Origin of the sequence: Flagellimonas sp. (assembly GCF_965215805.1) — a bacterium.
Classification (GTDB): domain Bacteria; phylum Bacteroidota; class Bacteroidia; order Flavobacteriales; family Flavobacteriaceae; genus Flagellimonas.
Genome location: NZ_OZ244124.1, coordinates 480,834 through 498,575, shown reverse-complemented (window position 1 = coordinate 498,575; position 17,742 = coordinate 480,834). Strand labels below are relative to the sequence as shown.

Here is a 17,742-nt window from a genome sequence, read left to right as displayed (position 1 = left end):
TATTATTGTACCACTTTGATCCATTGTCCCTTGTTTCGGGCACTATAGTTGTTATCGTACATGGCCTCTACTTGTGCTCCTGGCAGATAGTAATCTCCTAGGTAAGAGGCGTTTAATTTTACGGTAAAAGTTTTACTCTTTTTAGCCCCTAAATCGAAATAGAAATGGGTTCGATCATCCCTTGTGTCCCTATAAGATGCATTCCCCGAATTATCATTCCCAAAGCCTGTATAAGACGTGTCCACAATTTCCCATCCGCTTGGAACAATCTGGGTCAGTGCCACATCATTGATGAAATCGTTGGAAGTATTGAACACATTAATTTTTGCTTGAAGTTCGGTTCCTTGTCGCAACTGGCGCACATCCACTGCATTTCCCAGAGGATCCTGATAAGTTACCGAAATCCTTAGGTTTTGTTGTTGGGCAAGTTCTTGCCCCACTGGAAGTCGACCACTAAGTGAAAGGGTGGCATAAATGATGTTCCCTTGATGATTTTCTATCTGCACCTTATCCGTGGCAGATGTGATAGTAAGGGGTCGTTGGGCAATGGCTCTATCTGTTTTTACATTCACTTTTTTGCCATTCTGGGTAAAGCTCAGATCCAAGGATTTACCTCCATTTTTACTTACCATTTTTGCCATGGAAAGCAGGGCATAGGCGGTTTCTTGGGTACTATACCACCTTTGGGATGACAAATTTTTTGCTAAGGATTCTGCAAGTTCCCGCAGTTGGCTATGACCCAGAATCACCATGGTTTCCAACGCCATGGCCCTATTCCGGAAAACAGAACCATAGGTTCTGTAATTGTAGCTATTTGACTGAAAATTGATATTGGCGGTTTGCGTAATCTGCTGGGCCACCTCTTTTTTGCCGGCCAGGGCATAGGCCGCCGCCAATCGCCATTTGGCTTCATTGCTCAACTTGTTGGACTCCCGTAATCTATTCATGGCCGCCAATTCCGGTTGTTGGGCCAGGGCCAGAGTATACAAACGATACGCCTGGGCCATATCATCATTGTAACTAGTGCGTTGATTGCTCCATTGCTTGGCCGTATTTTTCTGATAGCGCAGCCAATTGCTCAAAAAAGTGAGGGGTAGTTGATATCCTTTTTGCTTGGCTTCCAGCATAAAATGGCCTGCATAAGAGGTTCCCCAATCGTTGGCGCCTCCGTAATTGGGCCAATAACTGAGTCCTCCATTGGGCATCTGAAAATCATTCAAGCGTTTAATGGCAGCCTTCACATTTTTCTGTACCTCTTTTTCCTTGTCAAAAGTGATATCAAGGACATCGGCCAAAAAGAGTTGTGGAAAAGCGGCGGATGTGGTTTGCTCAACGCAGCCATGCGGATATCGAATCAAATATTCCATGCGTTTGGAGAAGTCCATAGGCGGTAGTGTGGAAAACTCGATGAATGCTGTGTTTGTCCCAGAAGTTCCGAAGGGTTCCAATGTGACCAATTGGGATTGGTTGCCTTCAATGGTATGTAAGCTGTTTTGGGAAGTGATTGGGTTTGGGTTCTCCACATCAATCTCTATGGCACTGCTAGCACTTTCTCCTGCTCCCGAGGCCATAACTTTTATATTCTGAAAGGAGGTTGTTGGATGTACCTCAAAGTCAAAATTGACGATTTGCTCCCCAACGGAATCAAATGTGATATCCTTGGTCGTTGGACCAATGGGCTTCAACGCCTTGTCCGATTCTATGGTAACCCTAACGTTTTTCACCTTTTTCTCCATGGCAAAAACGGTTACGGGGATGGTTACTTTTTCCCCAGGAGATAATTTCCTTGGAATGGATGTCAATACCATCAACGGTTTCCGGACAGGAGTAGTTTTATCTACATTGCCATAGGCCCCTTTTTGATTACCAGCTACCACCATGGTTCGCACAGAGCCAACGTAATTGGGCATTTTTATGGTGTGGTCTGCTTTTTCCCCAGCATTTAAACTGAAGGGACCCAGGTAGGTGACCACAGGTTTAAAACGCTGCGCTTTGCGATTTTTGGCGCCTTCTCCAATTCCGCCACCTCCAATGGCGTAGATATTGTCTACACTAACGGAATAGGCTCCCATCACATCATCAAAAATGTCAAAGGTTTTGACCCCAAGCGCCTGTCTGGCATAGAACGAGCTATGAATATCAGGGGTTTTGAATCGGGTTAGATCCAAGAGACCGTCATCCACTACTGCCAAGGAATAGGTCATGGGTTTGTTATCGGCTTCGGATACGGTTACCTTGAAAGATTGTTCCGGTTGCAGCACTTCCGGCATTTTTAGTTCGGGTTTTAGAAAAGTGTCTGGGTTCTCCACCAATAGGGGTACTACGCCGTACAATCGTATGGGGAGGTCATTTTTTACTTGCCCATGTGGTTGTAAAAGGGAAATATTGACATAAACATTGGGAGCCATCTCTGCCGTTATCGGAATTTTGGCTTGGGTTTCCTTGGTAGAGGTTTCTATCCATTGCTGGGACAAGACTTCGGAGCCATTTTCTATGCTGAGCAGGGCCCGCCCTCCTTTGTCTGAAGGGAAGGTTACCACTGCGTTTTCGCCTAGCGTATATTTCTCCTTATCTGCCGAAAAAATGAGAATCTTGGAACTTTCCGAATCGCCTGAAGCTGGTCTTCGCCACCAATTTCGGTAAAAGTAAGCGGTGCGACCAGTAGCATGTCCAGATGCCTCGTCAATGACCCTAATCAAGAAACGACCTCCATCATCATCAGGAATGTTGAGGTTAAAACTACCCTTTCCATCCGCTTTGGTGGTAACCGACATTTCCTTGAAAGGACGGTGAACCGTTGCGTTTTCATAACGGGAAAGATTGTCATATCCCCGGTTCCACCACCAACGCCATTCAATTTTAAATATTTGCACCTTGAGTTTTCGGTTGCCCTCGGTTTTACCCAATGCATTCACGCTGACCACATCAAAGTTGTTGTTCTCATCGGTCAGGAAAGAACCATATTGCTTGGCTTTTGGGGAGCGCAGGCCCACAAAATGCGTAAAGGGTGCCAACTTTTTGCTAAAAACATCTATGGAAAAATCACCACCACCTTCAAATACCTTTGTGGTAAAAACAGCTTGAAGCATCCCTGGGGCCTTTGCATTGACATCCAATTTCTTATTGATGTCCAAAATCCCATTTTCATTAAGTTTGGCATCGACCCATTGGGTTTCAATTTCATTGAATGTGCGCACGGGATCTTGAAAAACATAACCATTAAAGCCGGAAAAGGCGGATGCAGCATTTTTCAATTTGGCTTTGATGTCCACTTTGAGGTTTCGAGCTGGGGCACCATGGAGCCATTGCACCTTGGCCTGCCCTTTGTTGTTTTGATTTGCTTTTAATATCTCGTTTTCAAAGGCAAAATCCACCTTTAAACGGTTGGGTTTTATGGTGGCAACCTTGAGACTTTTATGGAATTGGGTGCCACCAACCACAATTTTGGCGTTCCAAGTACCAGTGGGAGCAGTGGGTTTGGTGGGTATTGGGAAATAGTAGAACTGCCCTTCCTTTATGGCATATAGTCCATCTGCAACCTGGCTGCTTTCCTTTTTCAACAGGGTACGCTGCACTAACTTTCCACGAGCATCGTTGACTTCCAAGGTAATTGGGTGCCCTTCGGGCAATGGATTGTTTCTGTCATCCAGCACAAAGGTTAAATGGATGGTGTCACCTGGTCGGTGAACCCCTCTTTCGGTATATATAAATCCCTGCAATCCGCTTTGCAATTCTTCCCCGGACACGTCAAATTTGCTCAAGGAAAGTGCATTGCCATCCGCTAACTTGGTGTAGGCGAAATTGTTGTTTTTTTCTGCCACGGCAAATGCCAAACTTTTCTCACCATCATATATACCAAAACCGGAGGCGTCCGTAGTCACTTCGCCCAATAATTGCTGCTGAAAATTGTAAAACTTGATTTTGGTGTTAGCCTCTGGCATGGCTGTCAGTAAATTGGTGGCGGCAAAATGGTAGGAGCGGTTGTTCCCCTTTTTTACGATCAATCCCAAATCGCTGCCCAACAAATGTGTGGAAGTTATTCTGTCCTCATTGTAATAAGCTTGATGACAAGGATTGTCCCGTTCCTCCCAATTGTAAGAGTAATTTCTCCAATAGTAAATTTCATTGTCCCAATAGCGCTCCTCCAGACGCTCTTCCTCAGTATTTAGTGAAGAGTTCACCGTTTCTTGCGCCGCAAGCATCTCACTTTCCCCTCCTTCAGTACAGCTATAGGTTGTATGCTCCTTTTTAAAACTTAACTCTACACGGTACAACGAACCTGGGTTTATGCTGATCAATTCGGATAAATCAAGGGCATGTGCTTTCCAATAGCTTGAGTTTTCGTCTCCTTCTGTGGCCAAGGGAATGACCTTGTAGGCCACTCTTCGTCCAACGGGTCTTAAATCTGACCGGTATTGTGGCGTGAGGTTATTGTTTTGCAGGTATTGCAGCATATTATTTTCAAAAACCTGAATGACCCTGACCTCCACAGCGGCAAGATTAACTGTTTCAAAATATATAGGGGTGGAAGCGGCATTGGGCAGGATAGTGCCTTTGGAGATGAGCCGAACATTGGGTTTGAGCTGTTCGAAGGAAATCCACTTGGAAAAACTATTTTTAAGACTGAATCCGTAAGCACTTTTGATACCCTCAAAGGCATTCACTTTAACTTCTCCCAATATCCTGTTTGAGGGATAAACGCGGAGAACATTTCCATCCACTTCATAACGCAGGCTTTCAGCACCTTCAATGGTGACCAGTCCGTTCAGATTTTGGTTTTCATTTAAGGGCTCCGAAAAGTTCAGGGTTAGGGCGGCATTGGGAGCTGTTGAGGTTTTGGCATCGACCACCACAAACTTGTTCAGCCCTGGAATGGTATAGGTCTCTGAGCCTTTGTTGTCAATATTGAGTTCGGAGCCGTTCCAACTGAGTTGTAATTCACTGTCATCTATTTTTCGGGAAATACTGTCTATGGTAAAGCTGAAGTATTTGGCGTCTTCCGTGGTGTTTTGCCAGTTGATGGCAACTTTTTTATTTTCTTGGGTTGCGGACAAAATAGCCGAGATTTTTTCGGCGGACAATACATCAGAAGCTTCCAGGGTGCCCGTCAAATACTGCCAATTTTTGCTGTAGGATTGAAGATTGCCAAGGCTAATCTTAAAATTAGGAGCAAGGGTTTTAAATCCAAAGGTGTATTTTTTGAAATCACTATCAATGTCTTCAAACAACTTGTGAAGTTGCAAGCTTACCGTGTATTCCGTGTCCGGGTTTAAATATTCCGAGGGTTGGAAAGTGAGTTCCCTACCGTTTTCAATGACCAGTTTTCCGTCCACCTTTGGTGATATTTTTAAATATTCCGAAGGAAGTTCTTGGGTAAGTTCAAACTGATCCAGTTGTTGGGCCAGCACTATTTGAATGGGTGTGGCAATACTTTCATTGCCATGCGTATGGTAACTGATATAATCCTTAAACTTAAATAGGTTGTCCAGATTTTCTGGATCTATCTTTTTTTTACAGGATACGGTACATATAAAAAGGGAAACGAATAGAAAACGGAGTGTGCGAACCATCTTGAAAACGGAATTTAATGAACAATGAATTTGCCAAAGACAAGATAGCTTAATTATGGAGAGAAGCGGGGGACGATCTTACGAAGAACGTGTTATGATTTACGGTTGATCCTTTTGAATGGACGGAACCTTATGAAAAATTTATGATTTGACCATTTCAAATGGCTTTCAAAAACAATATCTTGAAATTCATACAACAACCTAAAAACGAACATCATGCGAAATCTTTTTCTTTGCCTATTTTCCCTGGGAATCATGGGAATGGTAAATGCCCAATCTGACTACGAATTGATAGAACAAACCTTGGGCTACTATATGGAAGGTGGTTCCAATAGGGACTTCAATACCTTAAAAAAGGCCTTTCATGAAACGGCCACCATGAAGTACATCACGGAAGAAGGCTACAAAGAAGTTAATGCACTGGAGTTTTTTAGCGGAATGAAAACAGGGGATAGGGTAAACCGCAAGAACCGAATTGCAGAAATCACGGTCTCAGGACATGCTGCCAACGCCCGATTGGAACTGGAATATCCAGATTTCACTTTTGTGGATTTCATGAACCTGCTCAAAATTGATGGGGAGTGGAAAATTGTTAACAAGATTTTCTATAAACGCGTAGACTAAGTCATAATCCCAATAACTTTTTTTAAAATGATAAGAACTGCTTTGATCATGGCGGCAATGCTTGTATTTGCCGCTTGCAAACAAACTGCCGAGCCGGTTGCTGAACTGGAAACCGTAGATAAAATAACCGAAGAGGAAGCTTTGGACCTGCTTCACACCTGGACTAACGCCTATTTAAAAGGGGATGCCGGCCCCCTTATAGAAGTACTGGATGATACTTGGGAATATTCTGGCTCCAGCGATGGAAAAACCACAAATAAAATTGCCACCATTGACGAGTTTAGTCAGGCGGATTATTCATTTGACGAGATTGAGTACCACGACCTAAAGGTTAAGCTTTACAATGATATAGCAGTGGTCAGGGGATGGGAAAGAATGGTGATTTTAGGGGCCGACAAACAGGATACCACAATTCTAAAGTTGCGATTTACCGATGTTTACCTGAAAAAAGAGGGCAAGGTGAAGGCTATAGCCACGCATAGCTCGCCTATGGATTAGTCATCTAAACCTTTCTACAGATTAACCGTGGCTACTCCATCTGTCAGGGGAACCTCTTGGTTGATATCATTTATCCTAATTGCTGTTAGGACGGGAATAGGACTGCAACATTCGGTCGCTTGCGAAAACTCGAAGGTAGCATTTACGGTAAACGAGTGTTCATCACTTAACCTAATGAAATAATTAAAGGAACCCTCACTCCAATCAGGATCTTGAACCAACAGGATGGGACTTGAGATGGATTCCAATGAAAATTGGGTGTTTTCATCATCCACGGTCACATCGTTGATGCTATAGGTGCCGTTATCAAACACATTGTTACCGTCCAGAAGAACATCAAAAGCCAATACGCCCAACCGTGGGCATAAGTCGGAACAGTTCTCATCGTCAGAATTCAAACAGGACAAAAAAAGGAGGGCGGGTAAAGTCAGGAGAAACAGTCTACGTATCATGGCGAATTTTTTTTTGATAAAATTTAACCAAAAAAGTTGCTTTTCACAAGGGTTTGGGGACTAATTACCAGACTATTGGGAAATAGTTACCATCCTCCAGAAGCGCCACCGCCTCCAAATCCGCCACCTCCGAAGCCTCCGCCAAAGCCACCGGAGCCGAAACCCCCACCTCCAAATCCCCCAGAGGAACCGGAGCTTCTGCCCATATTGCTCAAGATGATCATGTCCCAAATATCTGGGCCTCGTCTTCGGCCTCCGCCACGACCGCCGCGGTTGTTTTTGCCCTTTCTGATCAGGATGATCAAAACAATAAGAAATATGATTAAGGGAAGTAATCTTTCAAAAGGAAATCCAGAATCGTTTCCAAAACTCCGATCTTCAGTGAATTCCCCATTCAAAACCTGAAAAATGGCATGGGTTCCTTTGTCGAGACCCCCGTAATAATCCCCTTTTTTAAATTCGGGAATGATAACGGATTCGATAATGCGCTTGGACATAAAATCCGTGAGGGCACCTTCCACGCCATAACCCGTATTAATAGCAATTTTTCGGTCATCCCTAGCTAAAAGTATCAATACACCATTGTCCTTATCTGCTTGGCCTATCCCCCATTTATGCCCCCATTGAGCCCCAAGGTAGGTAATGTCCTCCCCTTTGGTGGTGCCAATAATGGCAACCACAATCTGGGTAGAGGTACTATCCGAATATCGAAGAAGTTTTTGCTCCAAAGCCCTGTTTTGATGAGCAGGCAATAGGTTTACATAGTCGTAGACACTGGTTTGTTTTTTGGGTTTTTCTGGTATGGTAAACTGCCCCCAGGAGATGGAGGTGAAAAAGAAAGCAAGGAGCAGGTTAACCTTTGGATATGGCATCGCTCAATTCGTTGGTGTCTGTCTGGTCCCAAGGGAAATGAACCTGCAATTCCTTCCCGGCGCGCTGCACGCCTTCAACAATACCTTGTTTAAAATCGCCAGTTTTAAAATGATTGGAAATAACCTCCTTGGTGGATTCCCAAAAACCTTTGGGTACCGCCCTGTAAATTCCCGTATCACCGTAGATTACAAATTTCTTGTCCTCCACCGCAACGTACAGTAGCACACCATTACTTTCTTTGGTGTTGTCCATTTTTAGGAAATGGAACACCTGCTGGGCGCGGCTAAAGTGATCCATTTTGGCCGTGGACTCTATATGTACCCGAATTTCACCGGAGGTGTTTTTCTCTGCTTCAAGAATAGCTGTCACTATATCTTGTTCTTCCTCATAGCTAAGGAAATCCTCTACTTTGGACATGTTTAATTGAAATCGAAATTAACATCAGGCGCATTCTCGGCTCCAGGATTGGAACTGAACAAGGCCAATGGGTCAAAATTGGCGATACTTGCAATAATGTTGGTGGGTATCTTTTGAATTTTGATGTTGTACTCTCCAGCAATATCGTTAAAACGATTCCGCTCTACATTGATTCTATTCTCGGTGCCTTCCAATTGGGACTGAAGTTCCAAAAAGTTCTGACTCGCCTTTAGATCTGGATATCGTTCTATAGTGGCCAACAATCTTGAAAGTGCGGATGTCAAACCTGTTTGAGCTTGTTGGAATTGATTTAACTGAGCTTGTGTTATATTGGTGGGGTCGATGTTATTTGAGGTAGCTTTTGCTCTTGCTTCTGTGACTTCTTTTAGTACAAGCTGTTCGAAGTCACCTGCACCTTGTACCGTTTTTACCAAATTGCCAATTAAATCACTTCTTCGCTGGTAGGAGCTTTCCACATTGGCCCATTGTTTGGTGGCTTGGCCTTTCATGTCCACAAGCGTATTGTTGGTTCTAACGTACCAACTGCCAAAAACAACGGCGAGCACGATTAATACAATGACTGCAAGAATGCCTTTTTTCATCTTCTTGGTTTTAGTGTTTATATAGTTATAGTTGTTCCTTGATCTTGAGCAGTTCGGCCTTCACTTTTTGTAGTTTCTGAATGACCTCAAAATTGGAGAGGGTTTTTTGTTTTTCCTCTTTCAGATGGATTTTGGCACCCTCTAGGGTGAAGCCCCTTTCCTTGACCAAATGATAGATCAGCTGGAGATTTTTGATGTCTTGGGGAGTAAACTTACGGTTGCCCTTGGCGTTCTTTTTGGGCTGGAGCACATCAAATTCCTTTTCCCAAAAACGAATCAGGGAGGTATTTACCCCAAAAGCTTTGGCCACTTCGCCAATGCCATAATATCGTTTTTCGGGAAGATCTATGTGCATTAATCCAAGGATTGATTCTCTTGATTGGCGAACTTGAGCATGTTTTCAAACTCTTCCGCCGTCAAACTTCCATAGTAGAAGTTGATCGGATTGATCCGTTCCTCGTCCTTAAAGACTTCGTAATGTAAGTGTGGCGCCTCTGAGCGACCCGTATTGCCCACAAAGCCAATGAGGTCTCCTCGCTTGACTTTTTGCCCTTTGGTTACATTGTATTTACTCAAATGGGCGTAAAGCGACATATAGCCGTAACCATGATCTATACGTATATGCTTTCCGTATCCCGAAGATCTATTATCCGCTCGTTTGACTACCCCGTCTCCTGTGGCGTAGATAGGAACCCCCCTTGGAGCGGTAAAATCCATGCCCCAGTGCATTTTTCTTGCTTTGGTAAAGGGGTCGGAACGCCATCCAAATCCAGAGGCCATTCGAGTTAAATCCTCATTACGCACGGGCTGAATGGCAGGAATCGCAGCCAACAGTTTTTCTTTTTCCTCAGCCAGCTTGGCAATTTCATCCAAGGATTTGGATTGAATCACCATTTGCTTTTGAATAATGTCTAACTGCTGCGTAGCATTGATAATGATTTCTGAATTATTGAAACCTTCCAAGGATTTATATCGATTGATTCCCCCAAAACCTGCCCTGCGTTGTTCTTCAGGAATGGGATTGGCCTCAAAATATAAACGGTAAATATTGTTATCCCTATCCTCAATATTGGCCAAAACCTGCTCCATTTGCTCCATCTTTTTGGTCAAAATCTCAAATTGAAGCTCATAATTGCGCACCTCCCGATCTAGGGAAAGTTCCTTGGGGGTATTTAACCAACTGGTGTTAAGAAGGACAATAAGTCCGAGAATCCCAAATAAAGCAGAACCCAACAGGAAAAAGAGAAAATTTCGGTACTTTTTAGATTTTTTGGGTTCAATCTTTCGGTATGAAAGTGTATCCGGATCGTAATAGTACTTAACTTTAGACATGTAGGGATTTTATCCTATTTTTGCGCATTCTTTTTAAGGAGAACAAACAAATATAAAAATTGTTTTGCTTAAAGTGTTAAATTTAATAAAACCCTAGCATTTCCGATGACATCCCAAGAAGTCAGAAACCACTTTTTAAACTTTTTCAAGGACAAAAAACACAAGATTGTTCCTTCGGCTCCCATGGTCATGAAGGATGATCCCACTTTGATGTTCACCAATGCGGGAATGAACCAGTTCAAAGAGTTTTTCTTGGGAAACTCCGTGCCCAAATCCAAGCGGGTAACTGATACCCAAAAATGCCTTAGGGTCAGTGGTAAACACAATGATTTGGAAGAGGTGGGGAAAGATACCTACCACCACACCATGTTTGAGATGTTGGGGAACTGGAGTTTTGGGGATTACTTTAAAAAAGAAGCCATTCAGTGGGCTTGGGAATTGCTTACCTCAGTTTATAAAATTGACAAGGATAGCCTTTATGTCTCTGTTTTCGAGGGGAGTGATGATGCTGATAATTTGGAGATGGACAAGGAGGCCTTTGAGCTTTGGAAGGCCATTGTTCCTGAGGACCGAATCATAATGGGGAACAAAAAAGACAACTTTTGGGAAATGGGAGACCAAGGTCCCTGCGGGCCTTGTTCCGAAATCCATGTGGATATACGATCTAAAGAGGAGAAAGCCAAGGTACCAGGTGCCTCCTTGGTTAACCAAGACCATCCACAGGTAGTGGAAATATGGAACCTGGTGTTTATGCAATACAACCGTAAGGCCAACGGACAATTGGAAAACCTTCCGGAAAAACATGTGGACACGGGAATGGGCTTTGAGCGACTCTGCATGGTGTTGCAGGGGGTTCAATCCAACTACGATACGGATGTATTTACCCCTTTGATTCGGGAAATAGAGACCATAACGGGCAAGAAATACGGAAAAAACGAGGAAACCGATATTGCCATCAGGGTGGTGGCAGACCACATAAGGGCTGTGGCCTTTTCCATTGCTGACGGACAACTTCCGAGCAACAATGGGGCGGGGTACGTTATCCGAAGGATTTTAAGACGGGCTATCCGTTATGGATTCACTTTTTTAGGAACCAACAAACCTTTTATCTATCGCTTGGTAAAGGTGTTGGGGGAGACCATGGGGAAAGCTTTTCCAGAACTTCGGGAGCAATATCAGCTTATTGAAAATGTGGTCAAGGAAGAGGAAAGCTCCTTTCTGAGCACTTTGGAACAAGGTCTGGTCCTGTTGGATTCCGTGATTAAATCTTCAAAGGATAAAACTATTGATGGGCAAAAAGCCTTTGAATTATATGACACTTTTGGGTTTCCTATTGACTTGACTTCCTTGATTTTGGAAGAAAAGGGATATCAATTGGATACTGAAGGTTTTGAAAAAGCCCTAAAAGCCCAAAAAGACCGATCTCGGGCAGCCTCTGAAGTATCCAAAGAAGATTGGACGGTACTTTTGGAGGACTCGGAGCAAGAATTTATTGGTTATGATTCTCTGGAGGCCGAGGTGAAGGTGGTCAAGTATCGAAAGGTAACCAGCAAGAAAGGTGGAGATCAGTATCAATTGGTCTTCAATCTAACCCCATTTTATGCCGAGGGCGGAGGACAGGTTGGGGATAAGGGCTACTTGGAAACATCCAATGGCGATGTCATCTATATCATCGATACCAAAAGGGAAAACAATGAGATTGTCCATTTTACAGAAAATCTACCTAAGAACATCTCTGGTACCTTTAAAGCAACCGTAGATCAAAAACAACGCTGGCGTACGGCCAGTAACCATACCGCGACCCACTTATTGCACCAAGCTTTGAGAGAGGTATTGGGAACCCATGTGGAGCAAAAAGGTTCTGCGGTGCATTCCAAATATTTGCGTTTTGATTTCTCCCATTTTTCCAAATTGAGCACCAAAGAACTCCGGGATGTGGAGAATTTCGTCAATGCACGAATAGAAGGGCAATTGCCTTTGGAAGAAAATAGGAACATTCCGTTGCAAGAGGCAATGGACCAAGGCGCTATGGCCCTGTTTGGGGAAAAGTACGGCGATACTGTACGGACTGTGCGTTTTGGCCAATCCATTGAACTTTGCGGAGGTACCCATGTAAATAATACGGCAGATATCTGGCATTTTAAGATTGTTTCCGAAGGTGCAGTGGCAGCAGGTATCCGAAGGATAGAGGCCATTACCTCGGATGCGGTAAAGGAATTCTACTTTTCCAATAACCGAATGCTTTTCGAGATCAAGGACTTGTTGAACAAAGCCCAGGATCCAGTTAAGGCGGTGACAGCACTTCAGGAAGAAAACAATGCCCTAAAAAAGCAAGTGGAGCAATTATTGAAGGACAAGGCCAAAGGCCTTAAAAATGAACTGATTTCAGAATTGAAGGAGGTAAATGGAATCCAATTTCTGGCCAAACAGGTAGAATTGGATGCAGCTGGAATCAAGGATTTGGCCTTTGAAATGGGTGGGCAAATCAATGATCTCTTTCTTCTTCTTGGAGCTGAAAAAGATGGAAAAGCACTTTTATCCTGTTACATTTCCAAAGAATTGGCGTCCAACAAGGGATTGAACGCTGGAGCCATTGTTCGCGAATTGGGGAAACATATCCAAGGTGGGGGAGGGGGACAACCTTTCTTTGCCACGGCCGGAGGGAAAAACCCGTCCGGGATACCCGCAGCATTGGACAACGCCTTTGAAATAATAAAAGCAACCACATAAAAAGTGCCCTTTAACCTAAAGCATATCAACTGGAAATACATTTTTGGAGAAATCCTTTTGTTGTTTGTTGGTATTAACTTGGCCATTTGGTTCAACGATTGGAATGCTTCAAGGGTCGTCCAGAAGAACAAGGAGATTGCACTGACCAAAATTAAGGTTGAATTGGAAGCTAACTTGGAACAGTTGGCAGAAAATCACACCGAAAACCAAAAAATCCCCAAGTTTTTCCAAGAATTGGACAGCCTAAAAAACGATGAAGATGAACTGCTCTTGACGCCTCAAAGATGGAATGCTTTTGTGGATTCATACCCTGATTTGATAGAAACCGTGGACTCGGTCTCCGCAGGAAACGGAAAGTACAAATACGAAGGGGATACGACCATATTTTTGGAAATCACGGATTTGAGCAACATTGCATGGGAAATCTCAAAATCCACAGGAATCTTTCATGAATTCGGATATGATTGCCTTTATGAACTTCAGGGAATATATCATACCCAGAACTTGGTTAAAAGTGAGCTCAAGAAAGCTACGGAAGCTTTGGGAAACAAGTCCATTGATGATTTGATTCGAGTGTTGAACTTTATGGGTCAATTGGAGGAGCAATTGGAAAATCAGTATCGGGATATGATCGAGAACATTGGAAATTGCGAGTAGCATGAAACTACAGACCCAAATTCCGCTTGAGCCGATTGGCGGCCCCATTGATTACACAAGCAAAGTCTTATTGCTGGGTTCTTGTTTTGTAGAAAACATGGGGGCGAAGCTGGAATATTACCAGTTCCAAACCAAACTAAATCCCTTTGGGATTCTGTTTCACCCACTGGCTATCGAGAATTTGGTCGGCCGCGCTGTAAAGGAAAAAGCCTATCAAGCAGAGGAGGTATTTGAACAGAATGGAAGATGGCTGTGTTTTGACGCGCATTCTGATTTAGCAGCAAATTCTAAGGATTCATTCCTTGAAAATTTGAATTCGACTTTACAGGAGACACAAAAATGGCTTCGTTCAGCTTCGCATATAATAATCACCTTGGGGACAGCTTGGGTGTATCGAAACCATTCAACCCAAAAAATAGTGGTCAATTGCCATAAGGTACCCCAAAAGGAGTTCGGCAAGGAATTGTTGACGATTGAAGAAATTGAATCCAGCCTAGAACGTACCTTGGAATGCATTTCTGAAGTAAACAAAAAGGCTACCGTTGTTTTCACGGTATCGCCTATCCGCCATCTCAAAGACGGCTTTGTGGAAAATCAACGGAGCAAGGCGCACCTAATTGCGGCAGTGCACGGTCTTTTCTCATCTCGAGATGTCACCCTGAGCCAGTCGAAGGGGAAGTTAAGAGGTCATTACTTTCCAAGCTATGAAATCATGATGGATGAGCTACGGGATTATCGGTTTTATGGCAAAGACTTGATCCATCCCAACGAATTGGCGGTTGATTATATCTGGGAACGGTTCAAATCGGTTTGGATATCCGAAGAAATCTACCCAGAAATGGAAGAAGTGGAAGGAATTCAAAAAGGGTTGGAACACCGTCCCTTTAACCCCGAATCAGAAGCGCATCAAAAGTTCAGAACGTCGTTAGAGGCGAAAATCACGTATCTTAAGGAGAGGTATCCCTTTATGCATTTTGAACGATGAAAAAAATACTCATGGGGGCTTTGATCGCCCTTACTTCCATTTTGATTTACAAATTTTGTACGGACTACACCCAGGATAAAGCCGTTTTATCGGAGAGTTCCCTACTTATTCAACAGGAGTTGAAAAATGTTTCCAAGTTGATTGTGACCGAGGGGCATTTTTCGGAAGTATATAATTATGCAGATTCCAAAGAGTTGTTTGGAAGCTTGGTCACCGCGGACAAAAAAGCACTGGTCGTGACCAATGCCCAAGCCATCATTTCGTATGACCTTTCCCAATTGGAAATTGAAGTGATAGAGGCAGAGAAAACCATTCGGATTTTGTCGATACCAGAACCAGAAATCACAATCAATCCAGATTTTGAATATTATGATGTAACGGCAGATTATTTTAATCCTTTTAGGGCAGAGGACTATAATGCCATTAAGGAAAATGTAAACGAGTCCCTCCGAAAAAAAATTGAGGCTTCATCCCTAAAATCAAATGCTGAGAACAGATTATTGAGCGAGCTTTCGCGGATTTACGTGCTGTCAAATTCGATGGGTTGGAGACTCACCTATCAAGACAAACCCATTGCTTCGACCAATGAATTACTTGACCTTGGTAAAACTTTGGTCGATTAGTTGTAATCCGTCGTCAATCAAATGTCCTACTTCTGGACGCAACTTTTTTACATCTTCCAAATGGGATTTAATGGTGATGGCCAACTCGTCTCGCTCCCCTTTCCTGGCCAGTTCGTAGAGTTCAACCGGTAGCAACCAATCTTCAGGGAATTCCTCTTTGACTTCCTCAAAAAGCTTACCTCGGGAAATGAAGGTATTGATACCATCTCGATAATCGCGAACCCGCTTGTAATGTGCTTCAAGTTTTAAACGCTGATTGTCCCTTGTTTTTTTGATGGTGGTTTCAGTAATCTTATGTGTGATAAGGTCAAAACTGAGCAAATCGGCTGGGCCATTATAGGCTGATACCACATGCTGTCCAACGGCCATATGATATAGCCCCCATTCGGGCAAGAACAGCACTTCGTTCTGATAGCTAACTTTGCAATCCTTAAAAGTGATCAGAATAATTTTTCCTTGCAGGTTTCGCGTACCGGTTACAATGGTGCCATCCACTTTTACGCCCCCTTCAAACTCAAGGGTAACCTGTTCCTCTTCAAAGATTTTGTAGGCTTTCAGGTCGCGCGGGCTCATATCTTCTATGGCCAGATTAATTCCCTTCAACTTTCCAATGGGAGAGCCAAATCCATCTGCATGGTCCAAAGTGCTATGGCCTACAAGTTCCTTATCCCTGTATGCCAAGGCTGTTGGGCCGCTGGTTTTGATGTAAATGGGCTTTCCGTTATGCTCCATAACCTCACTAAAAGTGCCTGAAATTTGAAGTCCCGTACTCAATTCCAAAGTTCCTAGGGCTTTGGAGGAAATGAGTTTTCTAACCCCTTCCAGGCCACCCGTTCGCAATGCCATGCTGTTGGCAAAATCTTCCAGCACTTGACTCAAATGCGCAAAGTGTGGGGTAACGAACAGTTGAGGTTGGGGTTTGGTGATATCAAAAGCGGTTTGCGCAGCTTCAAGGGTATACGGTAGTTTTTGTACATCACTTTGCATGCACCATTTGCTCTCGCCGATGGAAGAAAGCAGTCCCGCTCCGTAAATTTTTGGATTTTCAATGGTACCGATCAGGCCATACTCCACGGTCCACCAATGCAAGTTTCTGATGAGGGCCATTTCACTGGGCTCGCCCATATTTTCCTGCTGATGTTCAATATGTTTTTCCGCTTTTTCTATTTCTGATTGTGGAGTACCTGCTGCTTCCTTTATAATGGAAAGATGCCGTACTGCTTCGTACAACTCATAATCCTTGGCGCTGGAGATGGCCTTGCAACCAATTTCCCCAAACCTTCGCAAATATTCTGCATATTCCGGATTGGCAATTATGGGGGCATGGCCAGCACCTTCATGGATAATGTCGGGAGCAGGGGTATATTCGATGTTTTCCAATTGTCGAATATCCGAAGCGATGACCAATACATTATAGGCTTGGAACTCCATGAAAGCGGCTGGAGGGATAAATCCATCCACTGCTACGGCAGCCCATCCGATTTCCTTCAGAATGCGGTTCATTCCATACATATTGGGAATATTGTCGATGGAAATCCCAGTCTTTTCCAATCCTTCCACGTACGATTTGTGGGCTACTTTGCTCAAATAATCCACATTTTTTCGCATCACATAGCGCCAAACGGCCTGATCTATGGGGGTGTACTCCTCGTAGTTCTGCGGTTTGATGAACTGCTTTAAATGTTCTGGAAGCTTATCCAAAATAGGATTGCTTTCGTAGGCGCCTTGTTCCATTGAATGCTATAAATAAGGTATATATACTACATAAAGTTACAATTTATAGTTACAACACTGGTAATTGAACAAATATTAGGAATAAAGTCCTTTTTATTTATAAAATTTAGTAATTATGTCTAATTTTATGATAAAATGAACACCTAGAAAGGAAAATATGCAGGAACGCTTGGACTCCATTGATCGTGAGATTCTAAAAATATTGGAAAAGGATGCCAAAACCATTGCCAAAACCATTGCGGAGCAGCTGGGATTGACCAAGACACCGGTCTATGAGCGTATACGAAGATTGGAGCAGGAGGGCTACATCAAAAACTACGCTGCCATTCTTGACAAGGAGAAGATTGAACAAAGTATCACTGTATTTAGTTTTGTGTCTTTAGAGGCCCAAAAAGGCCATTTAATGGACGATTTTTTAAACCAGGTGAAACAGTTTGCAGAAGTAACCGAATGTTTTGTGGTGGGCGGGGAATTTGACTTTTTACTCAAGGTCATTGTCAAAGACCTGGATGCCTATTACGATTTTGCCAAGACCAAGATTGCCTCTTTGCCCAATATTGGCGCTGTAAAAAGTGCCTTTGTATTAAAGGAAGTTAAAAACGAAACGAGTTTTCCATTATTGTAAAAAAAGAGAACGAAGAATCC

General features: G+C 43.4%; 15 protein-coding genes. 7 read left to right on the top strand and 8 right to left on the bottom strand.

The features are described 5' to 3' along the window. Positions 1–2 precede the first annotated feature (2 nt). A complete protein-coding gene (locus ACOOE0_RS02230) occupies positions 3–5,570 on the bottom strand; it encodes an alpha-2-macroglobulin family protein (RefSeq protein ID WP_420400849.1) in 5,568 nt (1,855 codons plus the stop codon). A 216-nt stretch (positions 5,571–5,786) separates the two neighbouring features. On the opposite strand from ACOOE0_RS02230, the gene ACOOE0_RS02225 reads away from it, so the two are divergent. Together ACOOE0_RS02225 and ACOOE0_RS02220 are read left to right on the top strand one after the other, a co-directional pair. Continuing rightward, positions 5,787–6,194, top strand: a complete 408-nt coding sequence (locus ACOOE0_RS02225; RefSeq protein ID WP_420400848.1) for a nuclear transport factor 2 family protein — start codon at positions 5,787–5,789, stop codon at positions 6,192–6,194. A 27-nt stretch (positions 6,195–6,221) separates the two neighbouring features. Then, positions 6,222–6,692: a nuclear transport factor 2 family protein gene (locus ACOOE0_RS02220; protein ID WP_420400847.1), complete on the top strand. Its 471-nt coding sequence runs from the start codon at positions 6,222–6,224 to the stop codon at positions 6,690–6,692. 14 nt (positions 6,693–6,706) lie between these two features. On the opposite strand, the gene ACOOE0_RS02215 is transcribed toward ACOOE0_RS02220, so the two are convergent. From ACOOE0_RS02215 to ACOOE0_RS02190, 6 genes are all read right to left on the bottom strand, one after another. Beyond that, positions 6,707–7,144 carry a hypothetical protein gene (locus ACOOE0_RS02215; RefSeq protein ID WP_420400846.1) on the bottom strand — a complete coding sequence of 146 codons (438 nt, stop codon included), beginning with the start codon at positions 7,142–7,144 and terminating at the stop codon, positions 6,707–6,709. Positions 7,145–7,230: 86 nt separating this feature from the next. Next, entirely contained in the window at positions 7,231–8,016 is a 786-nt protein-coding gene (locus tag ACOOE0_RS02210) for a TPM domain-containing protein (RefSeq protein ID WP_420400845.1), read from the bottom strand. Further along, positions 7,997–8,434: a TPM domain-containing protein gene (locus tag ACOOE0_RS02205; RefSeq protein ID WP_420400844.1), complete on the bottom strand. Its 438-nt coding sequence runs from the start codon at positions 8,432–8,434 to the stop codon at positions 7,997–7,999. Before ACOOE0_RS02205 ends, ACOOE0_RS02210 begins: the two co-directional genes overlap by 20 nt. A 2-nt stretch (positions 8,435–8,436) precedes the next feature. Continuing rightward, the gene (locus ACOOE0_RS02200) at positions 8,437–9,036 is read right to left on the bottom strand and encodes a LemA family protein (RefSeq protein WP_420400843.1); all 600 of its coding nucleotides are present in this window, start codon (positions 9,034–9,036) and stop codon (positions 8,437–8,439) included. 25 nt (positions 9,037–9,061) lie between these two features. Next, a complete protein-coding gene (locus ACOOE0_RS02195; RefSeq protein WP_138838093.1) occupies positions 9,062–9,391 on the bottom strand; it encodes a MerR family transcriptional regulator in 330 nt (109 codons plus the stop codon). After that, positions 9,391–10,368, bottom strand: coding sequence for a M23 family metallopeptidase (locus ACOOE0_RS02190; protein ID WP_420400842.1), 978 nt, complete (start codon positions 10,366–10,368; stop codon positions 9,391–9,393). Before ACOOE0_RS02190 ends, ACOOE0_RS02195 begins: the two co-directional genes overlap by 1 nt. 105 nt (positions 10,369–10,473) lie before the next feature. On the opposite strand from ACOOE0_RS02190, the gene alaS reads away from it, so the two are divergent. Genes alaS through ACOOE0_RS02170 form a run of 4 tightly spaced genes read left to right on the top strand, consistent with a single transcriptional unit; the run spans position 10,474 to position 15,363 of the window. Further along, positions 10,474–13,098 (top strand): alanine--tRNA ligase, encoded by a 2,625-nt coding sequence (alaS, locus tag ACOOE0_RS02185; RefSeq protein WP_420400841.1) that lies wholly within the window; start codon positions 10,474–10,476, stop codon positions 13,096–13,098. 3 nt (positions 13,099–13,101) lie between these two features. Continuing rightward, positions 13,102–13,755: a hypothetical protein gene (locus ACOOE0_RS02180; RefSeq protein WP_420400840.1), complete on the top strand. Its 654-nt coding sequence runs from the start codon at positions 13,102–13,104 to the stop codon at positions 13,753–13,755. 1 nt (position 13,756) lies between these two features. Beyond that, positions 13,757–14,740 (top strand): GSCFA domain-containing protein, encoded by a 984-nt coding sequence (locus ACOOE0_RS02175; RefSeq protein ID WP_420400839.1) that lies wholly within the window; start codon positions 13,757–13,759, stop codon positions 14,738–14,740. Continuing rightward, positions 14,737–15,363, top strand: a complete 627-nt coding sequence (locus ACOOE0_RS02170; protein ID WP_420400838.1) for a DUF4230 domain-containing protein — start codon at positions 14,737–14,739, stop codon at positions 15,361–15,363. The genes ACOOE0_RS02175 and ACOOE0_RS02170 overlap by 4 nt, the downstream gene beginning before the upstream one ends. Here the strand turns inward: ACOOE0_RS02170 and ACOOE0_RS02165 are convergent. Continuing rightward, the gene (locus ACOOE0_RS02165) at positions 15,331–17,097 is read right to left on the bottom strand and encodes an aromatic amino acid hydroxylase (protein ID WP_420400837.1); all 1,767 of its coding nucleotides are present in this window, start codon (positions 17,095–17,097) and stop codon (positions 15,331–15,333) included. The two genes, ACOOE0_RS02170 and ACOOE0_RS02165, sit on opposite strands and share 33 nt — an antisense overlap. A gap of 157 nt (positions 17,098–17,254) precedes the next feature. Here ACOOE0_RS02165 and ACOOE0_RS02160 point away from each other — a divergent pair, with 157 nt between their 5' ends. Beyond that, on the top strand, positions 17,255–17,722 hold the full coding sequence (locus ACOOE0_RS02160; protein WP_420400836.1) for an Lrp/AsnC family transcriptional regulator: 468 nt from the start codon (positions 17,255–17,257) through the stop codon (positions 17,720–17,722). The last annotated feature ends 20 nt before the right edge of the window (positions 17,723–17,742 follow it).

Excerpts from the sequence above, each read along its gene's own strand:
- ACOOE0_RS02230 (WP_420400849.1), bottom strand. The coding sequence starts at position 5,570 with ATGGTTCGCACACTCCGTTTTCTATTCGTTTCCCTTTTTATATGTACC.
- ACOOE0_RS02225 (WP_420400848.1), top strand. The coding sequence starts at position 5,787 with ATGCGAAATCTTTTTCTTTGCCTATTTTCCCTGGGAATCATGGGAATG.
- ACOOE0_RS02220 (WP_420400847.1), top strand. The coding sequence starts at position 6,222 with ATGATAAGAACTGCTTTGATCATGGCGGCAATGCTTGTATTTGCCGCT.
- ACOOE0_RS02215 (WP_420400846.1), bottom strand. The coding sequence starts at position 7,144 with ATGATACGTAGACTGTTTCTCCTGACTTTACCCGCCCTCCTTTTTTTG.
- ACOOE0_RS02210 (WP_420400845.1), bottom strand. The coding sequence starts at position 8,016 with ATGCCATATCCAAAGGTTAACCTGCTCCTTGCTTTCTTTTTCACCTCC.
- ACOOE0_RS02205 (WP_420400844.1), bottom strand. The coding sequence starts at position 8,434 with ATGTCCAAAGTAGAGGATTTCCTTAGCTATGAGGAAGAACAAGATATA.
- ACOOE0_RS02200 (WP_420400843.1), bottom strand. The coding sequence starts at position 9,036 with ATGAAAAAAGGCATTCTTGCAGTCATTGTATTAATCGTGCTCGCCGTT.
- ACOOE0_RS02195 (WP_138838093.1), bottom strand. The coding sequence starts at position 9,391 with ATGCACATAGATCTTCCCGAAAAACGATATTATGGCATTGGCGAAGTG.
- ACOOE0_RS02190 (WP_420400842.1), bottom strand. The coding sequence starts at position 10,368 with ATGTCTAAAGTTAAGTACTATTACGATCCGGATACACTTTCATACCGA.
- alaS (WP_420400841.1), top strand. The coding sequence starts at position 10,474 with ATGACATCCCAAGAAGTCAGAAACCACTTTTTAAACTTTTTCAAGGAC.
- ACOOE0_RS02175 (WP_420400839.1), top strand. The coding sequence starts at position 13,757 with ATGAAACTACAGACCCAAATTCCGCTTGAGCCGATTGGCGGCCCCATT.
- ACOOE0_RS02170 (WP_420400838.1), top strand. The coding sequence starts at position 14,737 with ATGAAAAAAATACTCATGGGGGCTTTGATCGCCCTTACTTCCATTTTG.
- ACOOE0_RS02165 (WP_420400837.1), bottom strand. The coding sequence starts at position 17,097 with ATGGAACAAGGCGCCTACGAAAGCAATCCTATTTTGGATAAGCTTCCA.
- ACOOE0_RS02160 (WP_420400836.1), top strand. The coding sequence starts at position 17,255 with ATGCAGGAACGCTTGGACTCCATTGATCGTGAGATTCTAAAAATATTG.